Origin of the sequence: Corallococcus sp. Z5C101001, assembly GCF_007352635.1 — a bacterium.
In the GTDB taxonomy this organism is placed as follows: Bacteria; Myxococcota; Myxococcia; order Myxococcales; family Myxococcaceae; genus Corallococcus; species Corallococcus silvisoli.
Genome location: NZ_VKLU01000024.1, coordinates 42,495 through 62,259, shown reverse-complemented (window position 1 = coordinate 62,259; position 19,765 = coordinate 42,495). Strand labels below are relative to the sequence as shown.

Annotated in this window: 23 protein-coding genes; 7 read left to right on the top strand and 16 right to left on the bottom strand. The window is 68.9% G+C overall.

What is annotated here, in order from left to right:
* The 3 genes from FOF48_RS36800 to FOF48_RS35090 all read left to right on the top strand — a co-directional run.
* A partial coding sequence (locus FOF48_RS36800) for a hypothetical protein (protein ID WP_221938263.1) occupies positions 1–377 on the top strand: 377 nt, incomplete at its 5' end.
* Positions 378–749: 372 nt separating this feature from the next.
* Positions 750–1,364: an Imm5 family immunity protein gene (locus tag FOF48_RS35095; RefSeq protein ID WP_186002203.1), complete on the top strand. Its 615-nt coding sequence runs from the start codon at positions 750–752 to the stop codon at positions 1,362–1,364.
* A 174-nt stretch (positions 1,365–1,538) separates the two neighbouring features.
* Entirely contained in the window at positions 1,539–1,955 is a 417-nt protein-coding gene (locus FOF48_RS35090) for a toxin-antitoxin system YwqK family antitoxin (RefSeq protein ID WP_143909191.1), read from the top strand.
* 336 nt (positions 1,956–2,291) lie between these two features.
* Here the strand turns inward: FOF48_RS35090 and FOF48_RS35085 are convergent, their stop codons facing one another.
* The 5 genes from FOF48_RS35085 to FOF48_RS35065 all read right to left on the bottom strand — a co-directional run bounded on the left by FOF48_RS35085 (position 2,292) and on the right by FOF48_RS35065 (position 5,407).
* Positions 2,292–2,573 (bottom strand): hypothetical protein, encoded by a 282-nt coding sequence (locus tag FOF48_RS35085; protein WP_143909189.1) that lies wholly within the window; start codon positions 2,571–2,573, stop codon positions 2,292–2,294.
* Between the two features lie 136 nt (positions 2,574–2,709).
* Positions 2,710–4,149, bottom strand: a complete 1,440-nt coding sequence (locus FOF48_RS35080; RefSeq protein ID WP_143909201.1) for an IS66 family transposase — start codon at positions 4,147–4,149, stop codon at positions 2,710–2,712.
* A 109-nt stretch (positions 4,150–4,258) separates the two neighbouring features.
* Positions 4,259–4,624: an IS66 family insertion sequence element accessory protein TnpB gene (gene tnpB, locus FOF48_RS35075; RefSeq protein ID WP_143909187.1), complete on the bottom strand. Its 366-nt coding sequence runs from the start codon at positions 4,622–4,624 to the stop codon at positions 4,259–4,261.
* A 4-nt stretch (positions 4,625–4,628) separates the two neighbouring features.
* Entirely contained in the window at positions 4,629–4,943 is a 315-nt protein-coding gene (locus FOF48_RS35070) for an IS66 family insertion sequence element accessory protein TnpB (RefSeq protein ID WP_143909185.1), read from the bottom strand.
* A gap of 65 nt (positions 4,944–5,008) precedes the next feature.
* Positions 5,009–5,407, bottom strand: coding sequence for a hypothetical protein (locus FOF48_RS35065; protein ID WP_143909182.1), 399 nt, complete (start codon positions 5,405–5,407; stop codon positions 5,009–5,011).
* A 523-nt stretch (positions 5,408–5,930) separates the two neighbouring features.
* On the opposite strand from FOF48_RS35065, the gene FOF48_RS35060 reads away from it, so the two are divergent.
* Positions 5,931–6,248 carry a hypothetical protein gene (locus tag FOF48_RS35060; RefSeq protein ID WP_143909180.1) on the top strand — a complete coding sequence of 106 codons (318 nt, stop codon included), beginning with the start codon at positions 5,931–5,933 and terminating at the stop codon, positions 6,246–6,248.
* Positions 6,249–6,668: 420 nt separating this feature from the next.
* On the top strand, positions 6,669–6,863 hold the full coding sequence (locus FOF48_RS35055; protein WP_186002202.1) for a hypothetical protein: 195 nt from the start codon (positions 6,669–6,671) through the stop codon (positions 6,861–6,863).
* A gap of 89 nt (positions 6,864–6,952) precedes the next feature.
* Here FOF48_RS35055 and FOF48_RS36685 read toward each other — a convergent pair whose 3' ends face one another.
* The 6 genes from FOF48_RS36685 to FOF48_RS35030 form a co-directional block, all read right to left on the bottom strand.
* Positions 6,953–8,212 carry a hypothetical protein gene (locus FOF48_RS36685; protein ID WP_186002201.1) on the bottom strand — a complete coding sequence of 420 codons (1,260 nt, stop codon included), beginning with the start codon at positions 8,210–8,212 and terminating at the stop codon, positions 6,953–6,955.
* Between the two features lie 92 nt (positions 8,213–8,304).
* Positions 8,305–8,703: a tetratricopeptide repeat protein gene (locus FOF48_RS35050; RefSeq protein ID WP_186002200.1), complete on the bottom strand. Its 399-nt coding sequence runs from the start codon at positions 8,701–8,703 to the stop codon at positions 8,305–8,307.
* A gap of 96 nt (positions 8,704–8,799) precedes the next feature.
* A complete protein-coding gene (locus FOF48_RS35045; RefSeq protein WP_143909176.1) occupies positions 8,800–9,357 on the bottom strand; it encodes a response regulator transcription factor in 558 nt (185 codons plus the stop codon).
* The gene (locus tag FOF48_RS35040) at positions 9,354–10,658 is read right to left on the bottom strand and encodes an ATP-binding protein (RefSeq protein WP_143909174.1); all 1,305 of its coding nucleotides are present in this window, start codon (positions 10,656–10,658) and stop codon (positions 9,354–9,356) included. Before FOF48_RS35040 ends, FOF48_RS35045 begins: the two co-directional genes overlap by 4 nt.
* Complete coding sequence (locus FOF48_RS35035) at positions 10,655–11,389, bottom strand: hypothetical protein (protein WP_143909172.1); 735 nt, start codon at positions 11,387–11,389, stop codon at positions 10,655–10,657. The genes FOF48_RS35040 and FOF48_RS35035 overlap by 4 nt, the downstream gene beginning before the upstream one ends.
* Complete coding sequence (locus FOF48_RS35030; RefSeq protein WP_328700862.1) at positions 11,389–12,279, bottom strand: transporter; 891 nt, start codon at positions 12,277–12,279, stop codon at positions 11,389–11,391. The genes FOF48_RS35035 and FOF48_RS35030 overlap by 1 nt, the downstream gene beginning before the upstream one ends.
* Positions 12,280–12,496: 217 nt before the next feature.
* On the opposite strand from FOF48_RS35030, the gene FOF48_RS35025 reads away from it, so the two are divergent.
* Positions 12,497–12,934 (top strand): DoxX family protein, encoded by a 438-nt coding sequence (locus FOF48_RS35025; protein ID WP_143909170.1) that lies wholly within the window; start codon positions 12,497–12,499, stop codon positions 12,932–12,934.
* A 6-nt stretch (positions 12,935–12,940) separates the two neighbouring features.
* Here the strand turns inward: FOF48_RS35025 and FOF48_RS35020 are convergent, their stop codons facing one another.
* From FOF48_RS35020 to FOF48_RS35000, 5 genes are all read right to left on the bottom strand, one after another.
* Positions 12,941–13,855, bottom strand: a complete 915-nt coding sequence (locus FOF48_RS35020; RefSeq protein ID WP_143909168.1) for a metallophosphoesterase — start codon at positions 13,853–13,855, stop codon at positions 12,941–12,943.
* A 295-nt stretch (positions 13,856–14,150) separates the two neighbouring features.
* Positions 14,151–15,692: a hypothetical protein gene (locus tag FOF48_RS35015; RefSeq protein ID WP_143909166.1), complete on the bottom strand. Its 1,542-nt coding sequence runs from the start codon at positions 15,690–15,692 to the stop codon at positions 14,151–14,153.
* A gap of 199 nt (positions 15,693–15,891) precedes the next feature.
* On the bottom strand, positions 15,892–16,380 hold the full coding sequence (locus FOF48_RS35010; RefSeq protein WP_143909164.1) for a hypothetical protein: 489 nt from the start codon (positions 16,378–16,380) through the stop codon (positions 15,892–15,894).
* Positions 16,381–16,500: 120 nt separating this feature from the next.
* Positions 16,501–16,878 (bottom strand): response regulator transcription factor, encoded by a 378-nt coding sequence (locus FOF48_RS35005; protein WP_143909162.1) that lies wholly within the window; start codon positions 16,876–16,878, stop codon positions 16,501–16,503.
* Between the two features lie 188 nt (positions 16,879–17,066).
* Complete coding sequence (locus FOF48_RS35000; RefSeq protein WP_143909160.1) at positions 17,067–17,519, bottom strand: Fur family transcriptional regulator; 453 nt, start codon at positions 17,517–17,519, stop codon at positions 17,067–17,069.
* A 275-nt stretch (positions 17,520–17,794) separates the two neighbouring features.
* On the opposite strand from FOF48_RS35000, the gene FOF48_RS34995 reads away from it, so the two are divergent.
* Positions 17,795–19,765 (top strand): ATP-binding protein, encoded by a 1,971-nt coding sequence (locus tag FOF48_RS34995; RefSeq protein WP_143909158.1) that lies wholly within the window; start codon positions 17,795–17,797, stop codon positions 19,763–19,765.

The following is a 19,765-nucleotide window of genomic DNA, read 5'->3' as shown; positions in this document are numbered from 1 at the left end:
TTCGACATGCACCCCAGGGTCCACCGCGCCGACGCCTCACTCAACGCCTCTCAGCACGTCGTTGGCCGGACGGATACCGCCAAATTCTAATCTGGATGTTGGATTGCTATATCCTGTGGTTTGTCGGCCACCTCAATGCTGCAGACGAAGCGAGGCGTGAAGCAGTCAGTCCGAAGCTGCGAGCGATATTCCACGCCGAGGGTACTTGGCAGGAGGTACTCCGGGCTGCGATGCGGTGGGAGCGAGATCCAGCCGCAGAGATCGTTGTGATCTGGAAGAAGAGCGAGGACCAAGCACGTCAGTGGGGTGAAGTGATTGACCCAGACGACTTCGCCAAGAGATTTGTGGGCATGAACTTCATTCCAGAACCACCTTGAGTCGCCAGGATAGCCGAGCATGTGCGTGTCACGGAGTGGTTGATGTGTTCTGCCAGGGGAGCCGATGGCGAATTCACCTACTGCTATCCAGTCTCTTGAGTCCAAGAAGTATTCATGCGCTACAGTTGGGACGACGCCGTCCTCCTTGCACGAGTCTCCCCAGGACGTCGTTCCGAGCGTAAACGCGGTGTGGAAGGTGCGGCTTGCCGTCCGCTGGCTGTCCCCGGAGACTGGGTGGATGTTCATGGCACTTACGAAAAGTCGCCAAGCTGAGCAGGTTGTGCGCGACTCAATCTGCACTGGGGTGGTCACGCCTGATGGCAGGGTGATGAAATGGCAAGGTAGAATTGGCGGAGAGTGAAGATGAGTGACATGGGTGTGTTGAAGTCGCTGGTTCAGCGGGCGACTACTGTGGTGCGAGCTGACCCCGTGTGCGATCTTTCACTGGGTTTGCGACAACAGATTTGGATGTCGATGGGGCATGAGCGAGGCCTTGGGCCAGGGCATGCTCGGCGTATGGTGCTCGCGCTCGAGACTGCGCGGCATGTGCTTCCTCTGTGGGAGTCGAAGTACTTGCAGGATCGAACGCCGCACACGGCGCTGGACTTCGCGGAAGAGATGAGAGTGGCAAGATGTGAGAAGAGTGAAGGCCAGGACCTCTGGCAGCAGGCCTGGAATCACATGGTTGAGTTGTCGTGCTCAGATGAGGAGGATCTGCGAGGGGTAGCGGCGGGATTTTCTGCTGTACAGGCTTTGTGCACCTGTATTGAGGACGAGTTGTTCCCGCTGGCTGAGGTGGATGAGAAGCTACGCGACAACCAAGTCGATGCCGAAGACATGGATGCTTCGGCGTTTGCATCGGCTGCCTGCGCAGGCGGACCCGTTTGGGACGTATTGTCCGACTCTGCGCGTCGGCTTCAATTCTGGGAATGGTGGTTGTCAGAAGCCGTGCCCAATGCGTATCGCCTGGAGCGCACTCCGAGATGATCGCGTTGGACAAGGCGCTTCATGCTCGGGAGGACGGTGACTGCTGATGCCCTTGTGGACTCGCTCTTCCACAATGGGTCACTGCGGCGCAGCCAAGGTGCTCGGTGTTCCTCCGCCCTGCAGTAACTGCAGGGCGATTCTTCCTCCGGCTATTGCAGTGCTGGGAGGTCCGTGATGCAGCGAGTGCAGTTCGACGACCTGATGGTGGGCGACGACCAGTTGATGTTCTGGGGAGACCGCCCGTTCTCAGGCGTGGCCTTCGAGCTCTTCCCCAATGGCCGCCTCGCAATTGAAACAGGCTACGCGGAAGGTCTGATGGAGGGGGGAAGTCGCACGTGGAGTGAGTTGGGTGTGGTGGTCGAGGAAGTTCAGCACTGGGGCGGCGTCCGCCATGGGCCGTCTCGGTCGTGGGATGAGGAGGGGAGACTCCGCGTTGAAGCGGTTTATGAGTATGGAATTCTGGTTGCGGAGCAGCGATGGAGTGAGAGTGGCGAGAAGGAAGGGGGATGGCGCATGGGACCCGATGACAAGCTCTTCAGGATGCTAGAGCTCAATCGGGCCAGATTCGGCGGACGTGCACCGCCTGTGTGAATTGGCTTCGGTGCGAGAACAGCATGAGCTGCTTGTTGGAAGCCAATCTTCTCCCTCGCCGCATTGAGTATGTCAGAGATCGGGTATGCGGACCGTGTCGGGTCGGCTGAACGGATCTCATTCGCTGATCCATCAGGCTGGCCGTTGGCGGCCGTTTGCCCTGCGTCCGCACGCGGAGAGAGGGTCAAGGGCTCAGAATCGTTCAGGTTTTGGCGAAGCCCACCCCTGACGCTCCAAGCACGCGGACTCCTTGCTCTGAGCGAAACCGCGATCCGCGTGGGTGACCCGCGAGCGACCCGATAGGACGGTCCATGACAGCTCCATCCAACTCGTGAATCAGGCCTGCTCGTACCGGCACGCGAGCGCGCTGCCAAGCTGTTGGCGGACGAGCCGTACGATGTCGCGTGTGGCCAGCTCGGAGCTCGCGGCGAGCGCTGGAAGGGTGCGGTCGACCGCGCCCAACAACTTCGCCAAGCGCGTCTTCTGTGCGCCTACGTCACTGATGGCATCTGACAGATGCTCGTTGAGATCCAGCGCCAAGAGCAGCGCGTCGACCGCGCTCCGTCCAATGCCTTCACGCAGGCGTCGCCCGAGGAACGCCGCCTCCGAACCTGCCACGGCCGGCTTGCGCGCGCCGGCTGACAGCGCCGGAAGCGGCTCGGCGAAGAGGGGTAACCGTCCGGTCAGTGACGTGGTGCAAGCGGTTGAAGATGGACGAGGTCCGTGCGCGTCGGACGCCGCGACCGGGGGGAGTTCAGGGCTGGGGCTGGAGGTGGGACTCGGGCGGACCGGTGGTCTGCCGACGCTTCCACTCGTGCGGCAGCAGTTCCGCGATGCGCGAGTTGGGATGCGTTTGGACGCGGAGCAGGGCGTCGGCCAGGTACACCTCGGGGTTGACGCCGTTGGCTTCGCAGGTGGCTACCAGCGCGTAGAGGCCCGCGAGGTTCTCTCCCGCGGCCTCGTGCCCGACGAAGAGGAAGTTCTTGCGGCCCAGTGCGGCTTTGCGCAATGCCGCCTCCGAGCGGTTGTTGTCCAAGGGCAGTCGCGCGTCCTCGATGAAGCGAGTCAGCGCGTCCCATTGCTTCGTCGCGTAGGAGAGGGCCTGGCCCAGCGGACTCTTCGGTGGGTGGCGCGGCGTCTGGACTGCGAGCCACGTCGAGAGACGCGCGAGAATGGGCGCGCTGAATTCCTGGCGCAGCGCTCGGTGCGCCGCAGTGCCCACGACGCCCGCCTCCCGCGCCTGCGCTTCCACGCGATAGAGTTCGAGGATGAGGTCCATCGCCTCGCGGGCCTCGGGCGCGGTGGGAAGGGCCTCGAAGAATCTGCGGCGTACGTGTGCCCAGCAGCCGACACGCGCGCGGCCCTCCGGCAGCGTCACCGCGTTGTAGCCGGTGTACCCGTCCACCACGAGCGCGCCCGTGGTGCCACCCAGCACGTCCTTGGGCGTCTTGCCCGCGCGTCCCAGACTGAAGCGGTAGCCGATGAGCCACTCGCCCTGGGGCATCTGGGCGAGAAACGTCCAGAGGTAGCCCCGGCGCGTCTTCTTCACGTCCAGCACGCGAAGCGGTGTCTCGTCTGCCCACACCACCTCGGACGAGGCGATGCACTGCAAGAGGTGAGAGGACAGCGGCAGTAGCACCTCGGCGGACTGGTGGAAGAGGTCCGTCAGCGTGCTGCGGCTCATCGGGACGCCGCCCCGCTCCATCCGCTGGGCCAGGCGGTGCAGGGGCATGGCGTCCGCGCACTTGGAGACCACCACGTGAGCCAGCAGGCCCGGGCCGTATTCTCCCTTGTCAACCACCTTGGGCGGCGCGGGCGCGGTGACGACGCCTCGGCCGCAGGTGCACGCCAGAACTTCTTGCACGTGCACCTGCCTCTCGAAGAAGGCCGGCACGTGCTCGTACACCACCGTCCGGCGCCCCTCGCCCAAGGGCTTGCGCGTCTCGCCGCCGCACGCCGGGCAGCGCCGGTCCTCGGCAGGCACCTCGTGGTGGACTTCGCGCTCCACGGCCACCGCGGCCTTGCGCGCCGCGCGCGCTCGTCGCGTCTGGAGTGCGCTCGCGGCCCGGAGGGCCTCGTCCTCTGGACTGGCGGACGACAGCCCCAGCTCCTTCGCCACCGGCGGAAGCTTCTCCGTCTTGCGGCCGAAGACGCGCCGCTCCAACGCCGCCATCTTCGCCTCCAGCGACGTCATCCGCTCGCGAAGCTCTTCGGCTTCCTCGCGCCAGGGGCAGAAGTGGTCTTGGGGCAGCTCGCGTGGCACCTGGTGCCAACACCTTGCCGCGCCACGGCCTGTCCTCACGCTACGAGGACGTGCGCCCAGGTGGTGTCCAGGCGGGCGAGCGTTTGACTTCGGTGACGTCGATACCATCCAGCAGCATCGCCAACTGCGTCGCGTCCAACTGCACCGCGCTCGCGTCGGCGTCCACCTTTGGCAGCCGGAAGCGGCCCGTCTCCAGCCGCTTGTACAGCAGCACGAAGCCACCCCGACTCCACGTCAGCACCTTGATGCGGTCGCCTCGCCTCGAGACGAAGGCGAACAGGTGGCCAGAGTAGACGTCCTCACCCCAGGCGGACTTCACCACCGCCATGAGGCCGTCAATCGACTTGCGCATGTCCACCGCCTCGGTGGCCAGCACCACCCGCACGGACGCAGGAAGCGTGAACACTCGCTCACCTGCCCAGCGCGGTGACGAGCCGGGCGACGTAGTCGACGTCCGCACCCGCGGGGAACCGCAGCCGCGCTCCGATGGTCAGCACGACCTCCAGCAACGCTGGACTCGCCTGCGCGACGGTCGATACCTCCACCGGCAGCAGGCGCACCTGCTGGACCTTCCGCGCGTGCTGGCGTCGGCGTCGGTACACCCACGACTGCAGCGTGCTCAGCCGCAACCCTCGCTGCGCGGAGAACTCCTTCTGTGTCAGGCCGCTTGCCTCGAATGCTGCGGCGACCTGGAACCACTCCTGCTTCTCAACCGGCCTCGACATTCCGGTCAGGGTCGACCACAGAATCTTCCCCGGCAATGCCTCCCGACACGTCGCTCGCCGGACGGTTACGAAGAGGGGATGCTTGCGATCATGCGGATCGGACATGTCCTTGGCCAAGAGCATGCCCGGGAGCGCCTCGCTCTCCTCTCTGCCTCCTTCGTCGCATGCAGCAGTTCGAGATAGGTCGGTTGCGGAGCCCCTTCGCTGCGGAGCAGGGCCAGCACCTTATCCGCCGGGCCCGTCGACTGTGTGTACACGCGCTCCGTGGCCGCGACATCGAGCTCCATGAACACGCCTGTGAGCAACGAGAGGGGCGCGGACACCCTACTTCGCAGCATGCGAGGCTCGCGCGGCAGGCGGAGTTCGAGCGTGCCCTTGGTGAGGGTGATCTTGCCAAGCTTGGGATCGGCCGCTGGCAGATGCAGGACCATCGCCTGCATCCATTCCAGGAATGCGTCGATCATCGCCTTCTTGCTACCTCGGGGTGTGGCCACGTTCTCTCCGTTGTGATGTCTCGTATCGTCTGGCGCCCGGTCGCTGAGACCTCTGGTGGGGCGCGCTCGGTTCGCTGACTTCCCCAGGGACTCCCGCCGGAACGGACTCGACGATGGAGCTTCGTCGGGAACTCGGTGGCCGAAGATAGGAGTGAGCGTCGTCTTCGCTTGCGCGCGTCGCTCAGGGCTCGGCGACTCCTTTCAGAGCTGGAGACTGTGGGGGCGCGGTCGCAGCCCCACGTTCGCAGGTGCTCTTGACTTGGACTCATGTGCGCGAGACCCGGTCCCTTGCCTTGTCACTCCGCGGTGACAAGCTCCTCCGGGTTCCAGGATACCCAGGAACACCGTGGGGTTGCTCTTTCCCATGCCTGACATTTCGCGGCCAGCCAACGCACGACGTCGTGCGCTGTATGACGCGCTGAGTATCGCGCCAGCGCTTTGAATGGCTACACTTTCAAGGCCGTGCGAATCCCATTATTTCATGGAGAGAGAAATGCAAGCAATTCGCTTCATGGGCTGTGCGCTGCTCGTGGCCGGATTCCTCTCGGGGTGTGGAGGGAATGAGGCCGACGCGACCATTCCGCCGGAGGAGATGCGTGAGCAGGGGCAGCGTGCCGCGCAATGCGCTCCGGGATATACCGGGTATTATGAGATGGTATGCACCTACGCGCCCAGGTTCACGCCTCCCTGCTACAATCACTTCAACGGCAGCGACTTCATCGAGCACCTCTACTGCCGCTCCGATACGAATCCGGCGGATGTCTATGATGCCGGAGAGACGAGCTACAGGTTCTGCGGCGAGTGTTTCTGAGGAGAGGACCGGGTGCCGCGCTCCTTGCGTGGCACCCAGCACCCCCAGGCCCACCCTCGACGCCAGGGCGGCAATCCCATCGACTGTCGTCGCTCGCCCACTTCGAGCGAATGTTGGCGATCATCTTCAAGACATCGGCATCGGAGGACGACTGGGCCATGGCTTCGGCGCTTGCCAGGCACGAACGTGCGCTGTCTGCCTGTCCTGACCGCCAGCGAACGTCCGCCAAGGCGAGCAGCAGGAGCGGGTCGTGCTCCGGGGGCGCGACTGCTTATTCGTAGTAGAGCGCTGCCTGCGATAGCCTCCCGGCTTCGTCGCAGAGGAGTCCCGCAGTTCTTGCTAGCAGGGTGTTGAGCAACCCCTCCGAGGGAGCGACACCCCGCACCGTGACGTGGTGTCCTCCGCGCATTGGAAGCAGGGATGCGCGGACGGCCCAAGCAGCAGACGACGCTGTTCGGCTTGAGGACGCCGGGAGACCGGGTGCCCGCGGGCCATCCGCTGCGCAGGGTGAAGGACATGGCGGACGCCGCGCTGGCGGCGCTTTCGCCGACGTTCGATGAGATGAGATGTACAGCGGCACCGGCCGGCCGAGCATCCCACCAGAGCAGTTGCTGAAGTCCTGCCTCTTCATTGCATTCTACCAGGCGGAGCACTGCTCTCCGTATGCGCTTCCTGCAGGACCCCAGGAACCGCGCGCCGTCGCGCTACCATTCAGACTTGAAGCTGTTGCGGGTGCGCGTGACGTACTGTCGGTCTTCGGAGTCGATGCAATCGTGCCGATACCGGCCGATCCATTCGAACGTCACGTTTCCCCACACATCCCAGGTCCCCGTCCCCGGCTCGAGGGACCCGCTATCTCCAATGAAGAACTGCCACTCGCAATCCTCCCCGCCGGAATAGGGAGCGAACGTAGACGCGGGCATTTCAAACGTGCCGTCCTCGAAGACGTCCACGAAGATGCCGGGCCAGGAGTCGATGGTAGGCGGAGGGGAGCTGACTTTTCGGACCCGCATCTGGGTGTCATCCACCCTCTCCATGTAGAGGGACATGGGCACATCCCAGAGCTTGGTGGTCGGCGAATGGCCAGGCACCGTCTTCTCCTCCAGGCCGACGTACTTCCCCGGATGATGCCCGACGAGGAAGTCCACGGCGGAAGCTGGAGGGGCGTCAGGCATTCGGACGCCCGTCAATTCATACGTGGTGCGCCATTCAGACGACCAATGCTGGCCCCAGGGAGGCCCGTTGCACTCCTGTGCCAGGCGTTCCACCCAGGACAAGGACAGATTGCCCTCCTCATCCCAGGTTCCCGCTCCCGCGACGGGGGAGGCCGCGTCGCCCAGGAGGTACTGCCGGATGCAGTACTCGTCATAGGGGGTGCGAGCGGAGGCAATCGCCGGAAGGGTGAGTGTCCCATCCTCTCCGACGTCCACCAGGACCCCCGCGGAGAAGCCGCTCACGGGTGTGAGTCGGACCTGGGTGTCGCTCACCACCGCTAGCGTGTACGGCCAGGGCTGGGATGAACCGGAAGGACCGCCGGGGGATGTGACGGAGGAGAGGACCGAGTCATAGATGCCCGCCATCCGCCTCGCGGCGGGGGCCCGGCTCACGGTGAAGGTGAATACGCCGACCTTCGACGAATCCGCCTGGGACACCGCCTGGACGGTCACCCGCGTGTCCTCTCGGACGAAGGGGGCTGTGTATGCGACAGACGAACCTCCGACGGAGGAAAGCCTGCCCGGGCCCGACATGATGCTCCACGTCACGTCGGCGGAGAACGTCCCGGTCCCCTCCACGACTGCCCTGAGCACCGTCCGGGCCTTGAAGGCGATAGGGTCCGCCCCGGTCACGGAGACGCCGGTGACCGCGTCCAGGCCGACGCCCGCATCAGCAGGCCCGGACGCTCCACCTCCGCCACACCCCGACAACGAGACCAGGAACAGCAACAACGCGCACAGGGGTTTCATGGGCGATTCCGGCAAGTCAGCGGTGGATCGTCGGGAGTGCCGAAGGTAGCACCGGACGATTCCTGTCACTTCCGTATTTTTGTGAGAGCTGATCAACCCTCGTCGCTCGCCCACTTCGAGCGGATGTTGGCGATCATCTTCAAGGCCTCGGCATCGGAGGACGACTGGGCCATGGATTCGGCGCTTGCCAGGCACGAATGTGCGCTGTCGGCCTGTCCTGACCGCCAGCGGACGTCCGCCAAGGCGAGCAGCAGGAGTGGGTCGCACTCCGGGGTCGCGACTGCTTCTTCGTAGTAGAGCGCTGCCTGCGATAGCCTCCCGGCTTCGTCGCAGAGGAGTCCCGCCGCCCTCGCGAGGGTGGATGTGTTGGTTGGCCTTTCCTTGCTTGACCGAGTGCGCGCCAGCGCGGACTCCAGGCAGGCGATGGCCTCGGCGGTCCTGCCTGCTTGGGCGAGGTTCGACGCGGTACGCAGGGGATTCTCGTCGTTCACGATGACATTCCCTGGCGAGGGGATGCGCTCCGCCTGGCTTCCACCGCTGCAATCAGCGCGCTGGTGGCTTGCCGGTGATGTGCCCGCGAAGTCGGATCAACGCGACGGCGGATACTTCTGCAGCTTGCGCTGGAGCGACCTCCGGTGGATGCCCAGCTTGCGCGCGGCCTCGGAGATGTTTCCGGCGCTGTCCGCGAGCACGCGGTGGATGTGTTCCCACTCCGCTCGGGCCAGGGATGGCGCCTGCAACGTCTCCGGCGCCGCCACGTTCGGCGCCTCCTCCGCTCTCGCGAACGCCGCCAGGATGTCGTCCGCGTCCGCCGGCTTCGGCAGGTAGTTCACCGCCCCCAGCCGGATGGCGTCCACCGTCGTGGAGATGCTGCCGTACCCCGTGAGCACGATGACTCGCGTGGACGCGTCCACCGCCAGCAAGTCCCTCACCAACTCCAACCCGCTGTGTCCCGGCATGCGCAGGTCCACCACCGCGTACTCCGGTGACTCGCGCCCCGCCACCACCATCGCCTCCTCGTGGTTGCCCGCCGTCGTCACGTCCCAGCCGCGCTCCCGGAACGCCCGCGCCAGCCGCTCGCGCAGCGTGTGGTCGTCGTCCACCAGCAGCAGGCTGGGCCTGTGGTCCACCGGAGTCGTGCTCACGCCGCCACCTCCCGCGCGCCCTCGCCCGGCAGGCTCAGCCGCGCCGTCGTGCCCTCTCCCGCCTTCGAGCGCAGCTCCAGCGACCCGCCCAACTGCTCCGCCAGCGAACGCGCCAGGAACAGCCCCAACCCCATGCCCTCTCCCGGCGCCTTGGTGGTGAAGAACGGCTCCCCCGCTCGCGACAGCACCGCCTCTGGCATGCCCTGGCCCTCGTCGCGCACCTCCAACCTCGCCCCCGTCCCGTCCCCGGTCGCGCGCAGCTCCACCGGCCGGCCCACGGGCGTGGCCTGGAGCGCGTTCTTCACCAGCCCTCGCAGCACCCGGGCCAGCGCCCTCGGCGGGCCGTGCACCGGGTACGTCCTCAGCGCGTCCGGCACGTCCACCCGCACGCGCTCCCGGCCCGGCAGCTCCGCCAGCGTCTCCTCCACCAGCCGCTCCAGCGGAATGGCCTGGAAGGGCTCTCCCGTCGTCTGGCCCGCGTCCGCGGACATCTGCACCAGCACGTCCCGGCACCGGTCCACCTGCTGGCGGATGAGCCTCAAATCCTCCCTCACGGTCTCGGACGTCTGGGACACCGCGAGCGCCCGCTCCAGCTCCTTCGCCACCACCGCGATGGTGGACAGCGGCGTGGACAATTCATGCGCCGCGCCCGCCGCCAGCGTCGCCAGCGAGGCCACCTTCTCCTGACGCGCGTGCCGGGTCCTCGCCTGCGCCAATTCCTGCTCACGCCGCGCCAGCGCCCGGGTCACCCTTTGAATGAAATACACGATGAAGCCCGCCGCCACCGCGAACGCCACCCACATGCCGCTCAGGTGCAGCCGCATCAGCTCCGCGTGGTCCGGCCGCTCCAGCCCCGGCAGCGTCACGTCCTGCAACACGAACAGCGAGCCGAACGCCACCAGCGTGAACCCCAGCATCGCCCACGTGCGACGCGGCGGCAGCAACACCGTCCCCAGCGCCACGTTCACCAGGTACAGCGTGGTGAAGGGGTTGTGCGTCCCGCCACTCAGCGCCAGCAGCCCCGTCAGCACCAGCGTGTCCCAGAGCATCAACCCGAAGATGGCCGCCTCCGCCACCGGCCTCGCCTTCGCGAGCCCCGCGCGCACCGCCGCGTTCGTCAGCGCCTCCACCGCCAGCAGCGTGCACAGCGCCGGCACCGGCAGGTCCAGCTTGAGCCCCCAGGCCGCCACCGCCACCAACACCGCCTGCCCCACCAGCACGCCCCAGCGCAGCCGCAAGAGCCACACCAGGTTGATGCGGGCCCGGAGCGAGGGTTCGGACGTCGGAGGCGGAGTCGTCATGGCGCGGCGGAGGACATCGCCACGGAGCGGGCCACCGTGTCCAGCACCGCGCCCGCCACTTCCTCGGACTCCACGTCCACCGTCGCCAGCCACGAGTCCCAGGCGAGCACGAAGGTGCGCTCGGCCGCCGGCTCGTCCTCGGAGAGCGTCAGCCCGTCCAGCACCACGTCCACCGTCGCGATGCGCGAGCTCACCAGCCGGAAGGGCTGGGGCTCCCCACCTCCCGCGGGCACCCGCGTCCCTTCCAGCCACAGCGTGCGCCCCTCCATGGCCACGCCGCTGTCCGCCGCCGGCATCCCTTCCGCGTCCCCGTCCGCCGGCTCGAAGGTGAGCCGCGCCCGGCAATACCGCCCCGGCGGCGGGCGCAGCGTGCCCAGCGTCAGCACGTTCCCATCCGGCCGCTCCAGCCCGCTCACGTGCGGCGTGCCCAGCTTCAACGGCGACCCCGCCGAGTGCGCGTGCGCGGTCCCCACCGGCGACAGCGCCCGGAGCAGCCTCCACCCCAGCGCCTCTTCACAGGGCCTCAGCTCCACGCTGCCCAGCGTCACGTAGCCGCGCGTCAGCGTGAGCGTCTGTCCATCCGCCCGCGTGATGGTGCGCGCGCCCCCCGCCGCGACCACGCCCTCGGCGGTGGCCTTGTGCTCCAGGCCCAGCGTCACGTGCACGCCGTCCACGCGCTCGCCGCACGCGCACAGCGCGAGCACCAGCACCAGCAGCGAAGGCAGGCGCATCACAGGTCGTACGCGAGCGAGAGCTGCGCGATGGGCGTCGACGACACCCGGCGCAGCTGGTTGACGAACGGGATGCGCACCCCGGCCTGCACCACCACGTCCATCCCCGGGCTGAAGAGCACGTCCGGTGACGCGTACGCGATGAAGCCTCCGCCGGACTCCTCCGGCGCGCCGTGCGTGTCCGCCGCCCGCTCCGCCCGGCTGTCCACGCCCAGGCGCACCGCCCACTTCACGGAGGGCTGGTACTGCGCCGCCACCTGCGTGCGCACGGACGCGCCCAGCCGGAAGCCCTCGCGGCCTCGCGTGGGCAGGAAGCCCAGGGCGCTCGCCAGGAACGACCAGTTGCCCCGGAAGCCCTGCCACGCCAGCCCCGCCATCGGGTCCACGGAGCCGCTGCCCGGCTGCGCGTCGATGCCCAGCGCCGTCCCGTCCCGCGCGTTCAGCCGCGGGCCCGTGGGCAGCTTCAGCCCGCCCACCACGCTCACCAGGTGGTCCGGCGAGAACTGCTTGTCCTTCCACACGAACGCCTTCGCGCTCACGTCGATGTCTCCCAGCCCCCAGCCGCGCTCCCGCGCGAGGCTCACGTCCCGCACCTCGCGGGCCTGGAGCGGCAGGTTCACCGCCAGCACCAGCCAGGGCCGGGGCGCGTACGCCACCGCCACGTCCATGCGCAGCTCGCGGAGGCGCTGGGCATCCACGCCCTCCCGGCCCTCCGTGTGCCCCCAGGCGCGCAGCATGGTGGACAGCCGCAGGCGGCCCTCGAAGGGCTGCTCGCCCCCCATGGAGGTGAGCGTGGGGTCACCACACGCGCAGCTCGCGCACGCCCACGCCCTCGAGGCGGGCATGAGCAGGAGCGCGACGCACAGGACGGCCAGGGACAGGGTTCTCAAGGCGTGGCCACACTAGCCTCCCCCTCTCCTGGCGGACTGCGGCGTGTTGTCGCAGTCCGAGGGGACGTCACCCCGGGGACGGAGCCCCCGCCCCCAGGTACGGGGAGCGGGCGGGAGAGCGGGGCCGCCTGTGCGTCCCCCCGTCCATGCCTATCTGGAGAATGACACCCGCCCGTCCGCGTTGGGGCGGGGCACGCCGGAGGCATGGAGGTCATTCATGGGGTTGCTCGCGCCGCTGGGACGGCTGCTGTTCTCGGTCATCTTCATCACCAGCGGACTCAATCACTTCATCCAGCTCCAGGCGCTCACCGCCTACGCCCAGGCCTCCGGCGTGCCCGACGCGCGGCTCGCGGTGCTGGTGTCCGGTGGCGTGCTGGTGGTGGGCGGCCTGTGCGTCCTCTTGGGCGTCTTCGCCCGCCTGGGCGCCGCCATGCTCGCCGTGTTCCTGGTGGCCTCCGCCTTCATGGTCCATCACTTCTGGCGGATGGCGGATCCGGTGCAGGCGCAGAACAACCTCATCCACTTCATGAAGAACCTCTCCATGGCGGGGGGCGCGCTGCTCATCGTCTACTTCGGGCCCGGCCCCTTCAGCCTGTCGCGCAAGAAGCGCGAGGCCTCGCTCGGAGGGATGAAGCTGGGCGCGCCCCTGCGCTGAGCGTCCTCAGGGCGCCCCGACGTGGGCCGCCCGCGCGGTGCGCAGCGTGAAGAAGGCGACCTCCGGCGTGCTGCCCCGGCGCAGGTACGGGCCTCCGAAGCCGAAGCCCAGGCCCTGGTTCACGTACAGGTGGTTGCCGTTCACCCGGTAGTGGCCGCGGATGTACGGCTGCCCCGCGCGGCGGAAGAGGGCCTCCGTCAGGCCGCGCACGACGAACTGCCCGCCGTGGGTGTGCCCGGAGAACTGCACCAGCCCCGCGTGCGCCGGCAGCTTCTCCGCGGTGGGCGGCGTGTGGGCCAGCACCAGCCGCGTGCCGGACGTGGGCGCCCCCCGGAACGTGGCTTCCACGTCGTCCATGCGCGTGAGCCCGTCGTCGACGCCCAGCACCGTCACCGGCGCGCCCTTCACGTGCACCACCCGGTGCTCGTTCTGGAGCACCGTGTAGCCCAGGTCCTCGAAGCCCGCGCGCAGGTACGCCGCGTCCACCCAGTGGTCGTGGTTGCCCAGCACCACGAAGACGGGACCCTGGAGGCCCTGGAGCAGCTGGCGCACGCGCGGCAGCGGCTTGGGGCTGTGCGTGACGTAGTCGCCCGTGAGGAACACCAGGTCCGGCGCCGCCTCGTTCACCGCGGCCACCGCGCGGCGGATCCGCACGTCCGACGTCGCCTGCCCCACGTGCACGTCCGACAGCTGCGCGATGCGCAGGCCGTCATGCTCCGCGGGGATGCTGTCCAGCTGGAGCAGGTGCTCCGTCAGCACGAAGTGGTCGCGCCACCGCAGGCGCTGGTCCGGCCGGAAGGGATCCGGTCCCCGCGCCTGGAGCTCGTTGCGGCCGTGGGGCTCCAGCGCTTCGGCCTCCGCCTGGGCGACGGTGGAGGCGGCACCAGCGGCGTGGCGGCGGCGGGCGAGTCTCAGGCGCATGCTTTCGGATTCCTCCTGCGAGACGAGGGCGATTGTAGAGAACGGCGCGGACATGCGTGAAGCCCGGCTGCCCGGCCCGCCTGCTCCCTCGCGGTCAGCAGGAGGGCGGAAGCAGAACCGGGCCGGTTTCTGGAACATTTCCGCGCGCTTCCAGGCGAGCTCGCCGCGCCCCTCCGGTGCGACATGCGCCGCGCCCCGGCGCCAGGGTGGGACCCGTCTTCCGCCGGGGAGGCCCCCTCGGCGCCAGCGCGGCGTGCCGAGGGGCCCTTGATGGCGGTGGCGCGCGCCGCCGCGGTCAGTTGCCCCGCAGCACCGTCAGGCCCTCCGAGGTGAGCACCAGCAACATGCCGGGCGTCGCGGAGCCGTCGTAGACGAGCTGGAGCACCTTGCTGCCTCGCACGCCCGTTACCTTCTCCAGCGTCTTCGCGGGGGTGAGCCGGTACAGGCCGCCCGCGTTGGTGCCGATGAAGAGCGAGCCGTCGTTGGTGGACGCCAGCGAGTTGATGGCGTCCAGCGCCGACACGTCCGCGCCGATGCGGGTGCCCTTCTGGTAGGGATTGCCGGCGGAGATGATGGTCATCTGCCACAGGCCCAAGGACTTGCTGCCCAGGTAGTAGACCCCGTCGGTCGTCTGCTGGAAGCCGCGCCACGAGTCGAACTCCGCCTGCGAGTTGACCTCCGGCAGGAAGGAGGACTTCACCTTCTGCTGGTTGATGGTGGGAGTCTGGGTGTCGTCCCAGGTCTCCACCTTCGTGGAGGGCGTGACGGTGCCGAAGTTCCACTCGTTCGCGATGAGCACGTCGCCGTCCGGCGAGATGCCCAGGCTGTACGTGTAGCCCGCGTACTGCGAGCCGTGCGAGTCGAACCACACCGGGTGCCGGTGCGCGTTGTACGTCAGGCCGCGGATGCGCACGACGCCGTGGTTGGTGCCGAAGAAGACGTCGCCCTTGTTCGCGCCGCGCAGCACCGACGTGCAGCTGAGCATGGCGCGGTCTTCATCGAAGTGGTGGTCGTTGCTGTTGCGGATGCCCAGGCTGACGCCGTCCACGACGCGGGGGCCGGTCTGGAGGATGGGGTTGCCCTGCGCGTCGGTGTTGGCGCGCACCGACTGGTTGATGTGCTCCTCCAAGACGACCTGGCCGCTGGCGTCCAGCTTCACCGCGTCCACGTCGCCCTGCCGGTAGAGCTGGAGTCGACGCTCGCTGAAGGGGTAGCAGGTCTGGGTGCTCACCGGGACTTCACACGGCTTCGCCGTGACGATGAAGTTGGTGTGCAGCCCCGGGAACTCGGGATCCACCTGGAGGTCCGGCGCGCCGTAGCCCACGTAGGCCCGCCCCGCCTCGCCGCCGCAGATGACCGTGGAGCTGTTGCCCTGGGCCGCCTGGCCCACCGCGCCGGACACCCAGACCAGCTTCTGCGTGTCCGCGCGCACCACGCCGATGCGCTCGCCGTCCAGCACCCAGATGTTCCGGCCCAGGTCCATGCCCACCGACCGCACCCGGCCAATGCCATAGCGGTCCGAGTAGTTCATCACCGCGTCCGTCGGCCACGGGTCCTCGGTCGTGCCCCCGTCGCTGCCGCCGTCCGTCCCCGCGTCGGTGCCCGCGTCCGTGCCCGCATCCATCCCCGCGTCGGTGCCACCGTCCGTCCCCGCATCCGTGCCTGCGTCGATGCCACCGTCCTCCGTGCCCGCGTCGGTCCCCGCGTCAGTCTCTGGCGGAGGATCGATGGGGTCCGTGCCCTCCGCCGGGTTCGAATGCACATCCCCCCCGCCACATCCCCCCGCCGCCAGCAGCATCGCCCCCATACACACGCCCAACAATCGTCGTTTCACCATGGTCTCCCCACACAGCGGCTAAGCAAGCGGTGTACCCACCCACGGAGCGACCGGGCGTGCGGGTCTTCGTCGGTCGCGGGGCAATCCCTTTCCCAGGAGGGCGTCTCGGGTGCCCAGGCTGGGTAGCAAAAAAGCCGGGCCCGCTTCTCCGTGGAGGGGGAGCGGGCCCGGCGGTGCGTCACGAGGAGACGGTCTGTGATTACTTCTTCGGCGAGCTGGCCCTCAGCTCCAGCGCGACGGAGTCATCCCCCTGCAGCTGGAACTTCGCGCGCACGCTGGCGCCCTCCGGCAGCTCGTTCGCCTTCACCGTCTTGCCGTCCAGGGTCACGACCGTCGCGTCACGCACCTCCAGCTTCACCTCCGGAAGCGTATCGGTGCGGGTGATGGTGATGTCTCCCTTCTCCGGCTTCTTCACGGTGCCGCTCAGGCTGTAGGCGTCCTTCATCTTCCACACGCCGGTCTTGTTCGCGGCGTCCGCCTTGTCCTTGGACGTGTCCGCGCCCACCGCCGACTTCGCGGCGTCACCGATGGCGGGGCCCACCTGCTGGGCCTCCACGCCCGTGGAGGGGCCATTGTACTGCTGCGCGCTGGGCGCGGTCGGGGCCGGGTTCTGCGGCGTGCCGGTGCGCTCCTGCGCGAACGCGGCCGTTCCCAGGCACAGCACAGTCGCGACGATGAGCTTCTTCATGGTCCGCTCCCTTTCGTGGATGGAGGCGATGTCTGGCCAGAAGGGTGGGGCGGACATGCTGCCGCGCCAAGCGGCCCCTCGTGGCCAGTCCGCCCCGTCGAGGGGGGAGCAGGCAGGCGTTCAGACCGGCAGGCAGAGCTGCTTCACGGTCAAGAGCAGCGCGGACAGGTCCAGCGGCTTGCGCAGGTAGCCCGCCACGCCCATCCCGTCCACGGTGTCCCGCACGTCCAGGTCCGCGCTGGCCACCAACACCGGGATGTCCGAGCACGCGCGCTCGTGGCGCAGGGCCTCGCGGAAGGCGACGCCGTCCATGCGCGGCATCATCAGGTCCAGCAGGATGAGCTGGGGCCGGGGCTCCGAGGAGCGCAGCCGCTCCAGCGCCTCCAGGCCGTCCGCCGCCAGCTGCACGGCGTACCCTTCCAGCTCCAGCGCGTCCTGGAGCGCGTCCCGGATGTCCATGTCGTCGTCGACGACCAGCAGCGTGTGATGGGCTTCCATCAGTCCCCCCTGTGAGCCTGGGAGCCGCCGCTCCGTCCCCCGAGCCAGGACGGCGGGGCCCCGCCTTCGCCAGAACGAATCTGTGCCCGGGTCCAACGAAGCGGAAGTTCTGGTGTGGGCGTGTGCCTACCAGTGAGCACACCCTGAACGGGCGTCTCCATGCCTGGCGGGAGGGGGAGGAGGGGGGACTACTCGCAGCGGTCGCAGAGGCCGCGCAGCTGCACTTCCACGGCGCGCTGGGACACGGCGCGAGGGACGCCGCGGGCGGTGGTGAGGCGCACGGACTCCTCGGGCAGGCAGGCCACGGTGCCGCAGTCGGTGCAGGTGAAGTGGGGGTGGCTGTTGGCGTGCTCGGTGCCGCCGGCGCGCTTGAGCTCGAAGCGCCAGACGTGGTCGCCCAGGTCGGCGCGCACGACGAGGCCCGCCTCGGTGAGGTCGGTGAGGTTGCGGTAGATGGTGACCCGGTCGTAGCCCTCGCCGCCCAGCTCTTCCACCAGGTCCGCGTGGCTCATGGGCGCCGTGGCGGTCTCCAGCTTGCGCAGCACGGCCACCCGAGGCGCGGTGCTGCGCAGCCCCGCGGCGCGAATCCGGTCCTGGAACCCGGTCAGTTTCTCCTGCGCGGTGACTTTCTTGGCACCCATGCGCGGTCGAATAACACACCCACCGCGTTACGTCCCGGTGCCAGTGCAAGTCAGGTGTACCTGTAGCCCGGTTGTAGCTGTGACGCGCCGAGCCAGCCGTGGGCCGACTCCCCGGTCCGTGCCCTTCCAACTTCCAACACTTCCGCACGGTTGCCTTGACTCAGGGGGCCTGGTCCCCACACTGCGCCTCTTCCCAGCCTGGACGTGGGCCGTTGGGGTCCCACCTTTCCAGCACGACCTGTCGCCCGCGCCCGTTCTTCTGGTTCCCCGCCCCGATGAAGCCCACCCTGCTGCTCGTCGAAGCCCCCGGACCCCACCGGGAGCTCTTGTCCCTGGCCTTCCAGAGCCAGGGTTGGAGGGTGCTCCTGGCGGTGGGGCTGGAGCCGCTGGTGCGGGCGCTGCGGGAGTCCGCGCCGGTGCAGCTGGTGCTGGTGACGGCGGGCCTGCTGGCGTCCGCGGGCGGGCCGCTGACGGCGCTGCGCGAGGCGCTGGGGGCCTCTGGCGCGAGCCTCTGGGTGGAGGCGCCGCTGGCGGAGCAGGAGGCGCTGGGCCGCCTGGACGTGCCGGTGGCGGGCTTCCTCACGCCGCCCCTGTCGCTGGGCGCGCGGGTGGAGGCGGTGCGCCAGGCGCTGCCGCCCGAAGCGCGGGGCGCGGGGGGCGCGCCTCCCTGGCGGGTGCTGGTGGCGGAGGACGACCCGGTCTTCCGCAAGCTCCTGCAGCTGGCGCTGGCTCCGTTCCGCTTCGAGGTCCTGCTGGCGGAGGACGGCCTGTCCGCGCTGGAGCTGGCGCGGCGGCGGCGGCCGGACATCGTGCTGGCGGATGTGTTGATGCCCCGGTTGGATGGCTTCCGACTGTGTCTGGCATTGCGCCAGGACCCAAAGCTTTCACGGGTGCCCGTCGTCCTCACGCACGCCACCGCGCCGGACGAGCTGGACCTGCGCATGGCGGCCAACGTGGGCGCCAACGGCTTCGTGCGGCGCGCGCAGGGGGATGACGCGCTGGTGGCGGTGCTGCTCCGGGAGTCCGGCGCGGAGGGGCCGCTGCCCGCGCCTGTGCCGGGCGAGCTGTCCACCGAAGCGCACCTGTACGCGATGGTGCGGCAGCTGGAGCGGCGGGTGGGACTGCTGGAGCAGGCCGAGCGCGTGGCGCGCGAGAGCGAGGAGCGCTACCGGCTGGTGGTGTCCGGCTCCTACGACGGTGTATGGGATTGGGATGTGCGCCGCCAGACGATGTACTGGAGCCCGCGCCTGCTGGAGATGCTGGGCCTGAAGCCGGAGGACTTCCCGGGCACCCCGGACGCGTTCCTCGCGCGGGTGCACCCGGAGGACCGGGACGCGGTGGCGGCCGCGTTGACCCAGCACCTGGAGCAGGGCTCGCCCTATGACGTGTCCTTCCGGCTCAAGCACGAGGCGGGGGGCTACCGCTCGTGCGTGAGCCGGGGGCGCGCGCTCCGGGACGGACAGGGGCGGCCCGTGCGCATGGCGGGCATCATCGGCGATGTGACGGAGCAGCTGCGGCTGTACCGCGAGACGCGTGAGGCGGTGCGCGCGCGGGACGAGTTCCTGTCGGTGGCCGCGCACGAGCTGCGCACGCCGCTGGCCGCGCTGCGCCTGCGCGTGCAGGGCACGGCGGCGGCGCTCAAGCACGAGCAGCACGTGGGGCCGGAGCGGCTGGAGCGCGCGCTGGTGGCGGCGGACCGGCAGGTGCAGCGGCTGGCGGACCTGGTGGAGGGGTTGCTGGACGTGTCGCGGCTCCAGAGCCACGCACCCCGGCTGAACCTGGAGGCCGTGGACCTGGGGCGGGTGGTGCGGGACGTGGTGCTGCGCTCGGAGGAGATGGCGTCGCGCGCGGGGTGCCTGCTGGTGGTGCGCGAGGCCCAGCCGGCGGTGGGCCGCTGGGACGCGCTGCGGCTGGGGCAGGTGGTGACGCACCTGTTGTCCAACGCGGTGAAGTTCGGGCCGGGCAGGCCGGTGGAGCTGGAGATCCAAGCGGACGCGGACTCGGCGCTGCTGGTGGTGCGCGACCACGGCATCGGCATCGCGCCGGACCGGGTGGATGGGCTCTTCCGCCGCTTCGAGCGCGCGGTGCCCGCGCGAAACTACGGTGGCCTGGGCCTGGGGCTGTACCGCTTGCAGCGCATCGTGGAGGCCCACGGCGGTCAGGTGACGGTGTCGAGCACCCCTGGAGCGGGCTCCGCCTTCAGCGTGCGCCTGCCGCTGGCTGGACCTCCCGTCGCCGCCGCCTGA

Bases quoted from the DNA above. Each gene is read 5' to 3' on its own strand.
- FOF48_RS35035 (WP_143909172.1), bottom strand. From the start codon at position 11,389: ATGCGCCTGCCTTCGCTGCTGGTGCTGGTGCTCGCGCTGTGCGCGTGC.
- FOF48_RS36685 (WP_186002201.1), bottom strand. From the start codon at position 8,212: ATGAAACCCCTGTGCGCGTTGTTGCTGTTCCTGGTCTCGTTGTCGGGG.
- FOF48_RS35000 (WP_143909160.1), bottom strand. From the start codon at position 17,519: ATGGGTGCCAAGAAAGTCACCGCGCAGGAGAAACTGACCGGGTTCCAG.
- FOF48_RS35055 (WP_186002202.1), top strand. From the start codon at position 6,669: ATGCGCGGACGGCCCAAGCAGCAGACGACGCTGTTCGGCTTGAGGACG.
- FOF48_RS35070 (WP_143909185.1), bottom strand. From the start codon at position 4,943: ATGTCGAGGCCGGTTGAGAAGCAGGAGTGGTTCCAGGTCGCCGCAGCA.
- FOF48_RS35080 (WP_143909201.1), bottom strand. From the start codon at position 4,149: ATGACGTCGCTGGAGGCGAAGATGGCGGCGTTGGAGCGGCGCGTCTTC.
- FOF48_RS34995 (WP_143909158.1), top strand. From the start codon at position 17,795: ATGAAGCCCACCCTGCTGCTCGTCGAAGCCCCCGGACCCCACCGGGAG.
- FOF48_RS35005 (WP_143909162.1), bottom strand. From the start codon at position 16,878: ATGGAAGCCCATCACACGCTGCTGGTCGTCGACGACGACATGGACATC.
- FOF48_RS35095 (WP_186002203.1), top strand. From the start codon at position 750: ATGGGTGTGTTGAAGTCGCTGGTTCAGCGGGCGACTACTGTGGTGCGA.
- FOF48_RS35020 (WP_143909168.1), bottom strand. From the start codon at position 13,855: ATGCGCCTGAGACTCGCCCGCCGCCGCCACGCCGCTGGTGCCGCCTCC.
- FOF48_RS35060 (WP_143909180.1), top strand. From the start codon at position 5,931: ATGCAAGCAATTCGCTTCATGGGCTGTGCGCTGCTCGTGGCCGGATTC.
- FOF48_RS35015 (WP_143909166.1), bottom strand. From the start codon at position 15,692: ATGGTGAAACGACGATTGTTGGGCGTGTGTATGGGGGCGATGCTGCTG.
- FOF48_RS35065 (WP_143909182.1), bottom strand. From the start codon at position 5,407: ATGATCGACGCATTCCTGGAATGGATGCAGGCGATGGTCCTGCATCTG.
- FOF48_RS35025 (WP_143909170.1), top strand. From the start codon at position 12,497: ATGGGGTTGCTCGCGCCGCTGGGACGGCTGCTGTTCTCGGTCATCTTC.
- FOF48_RS35010 (WP_143909164.1), bottom strand. From the start codon at position 16,380: ATGAAGAAGCTCATCGTCGCGACTGTGCTGTGCCTGGGAACGGCCGCG.
- FOF48_RS35040 (WP_143909174.1), bottom strand. From the start codon at position 10,658: ATGACGACTCCGCCTCCGACGTCCGAACCCTCGCTCCGGGCCCGCATC.
- FOF48_RS35090 (WP_143909191.1), top strand. From the start codon at position 1,539: ATGCAGCGAGTGCAGTTCGACGACCTGATGGTGGGCGACGACCAGTTG.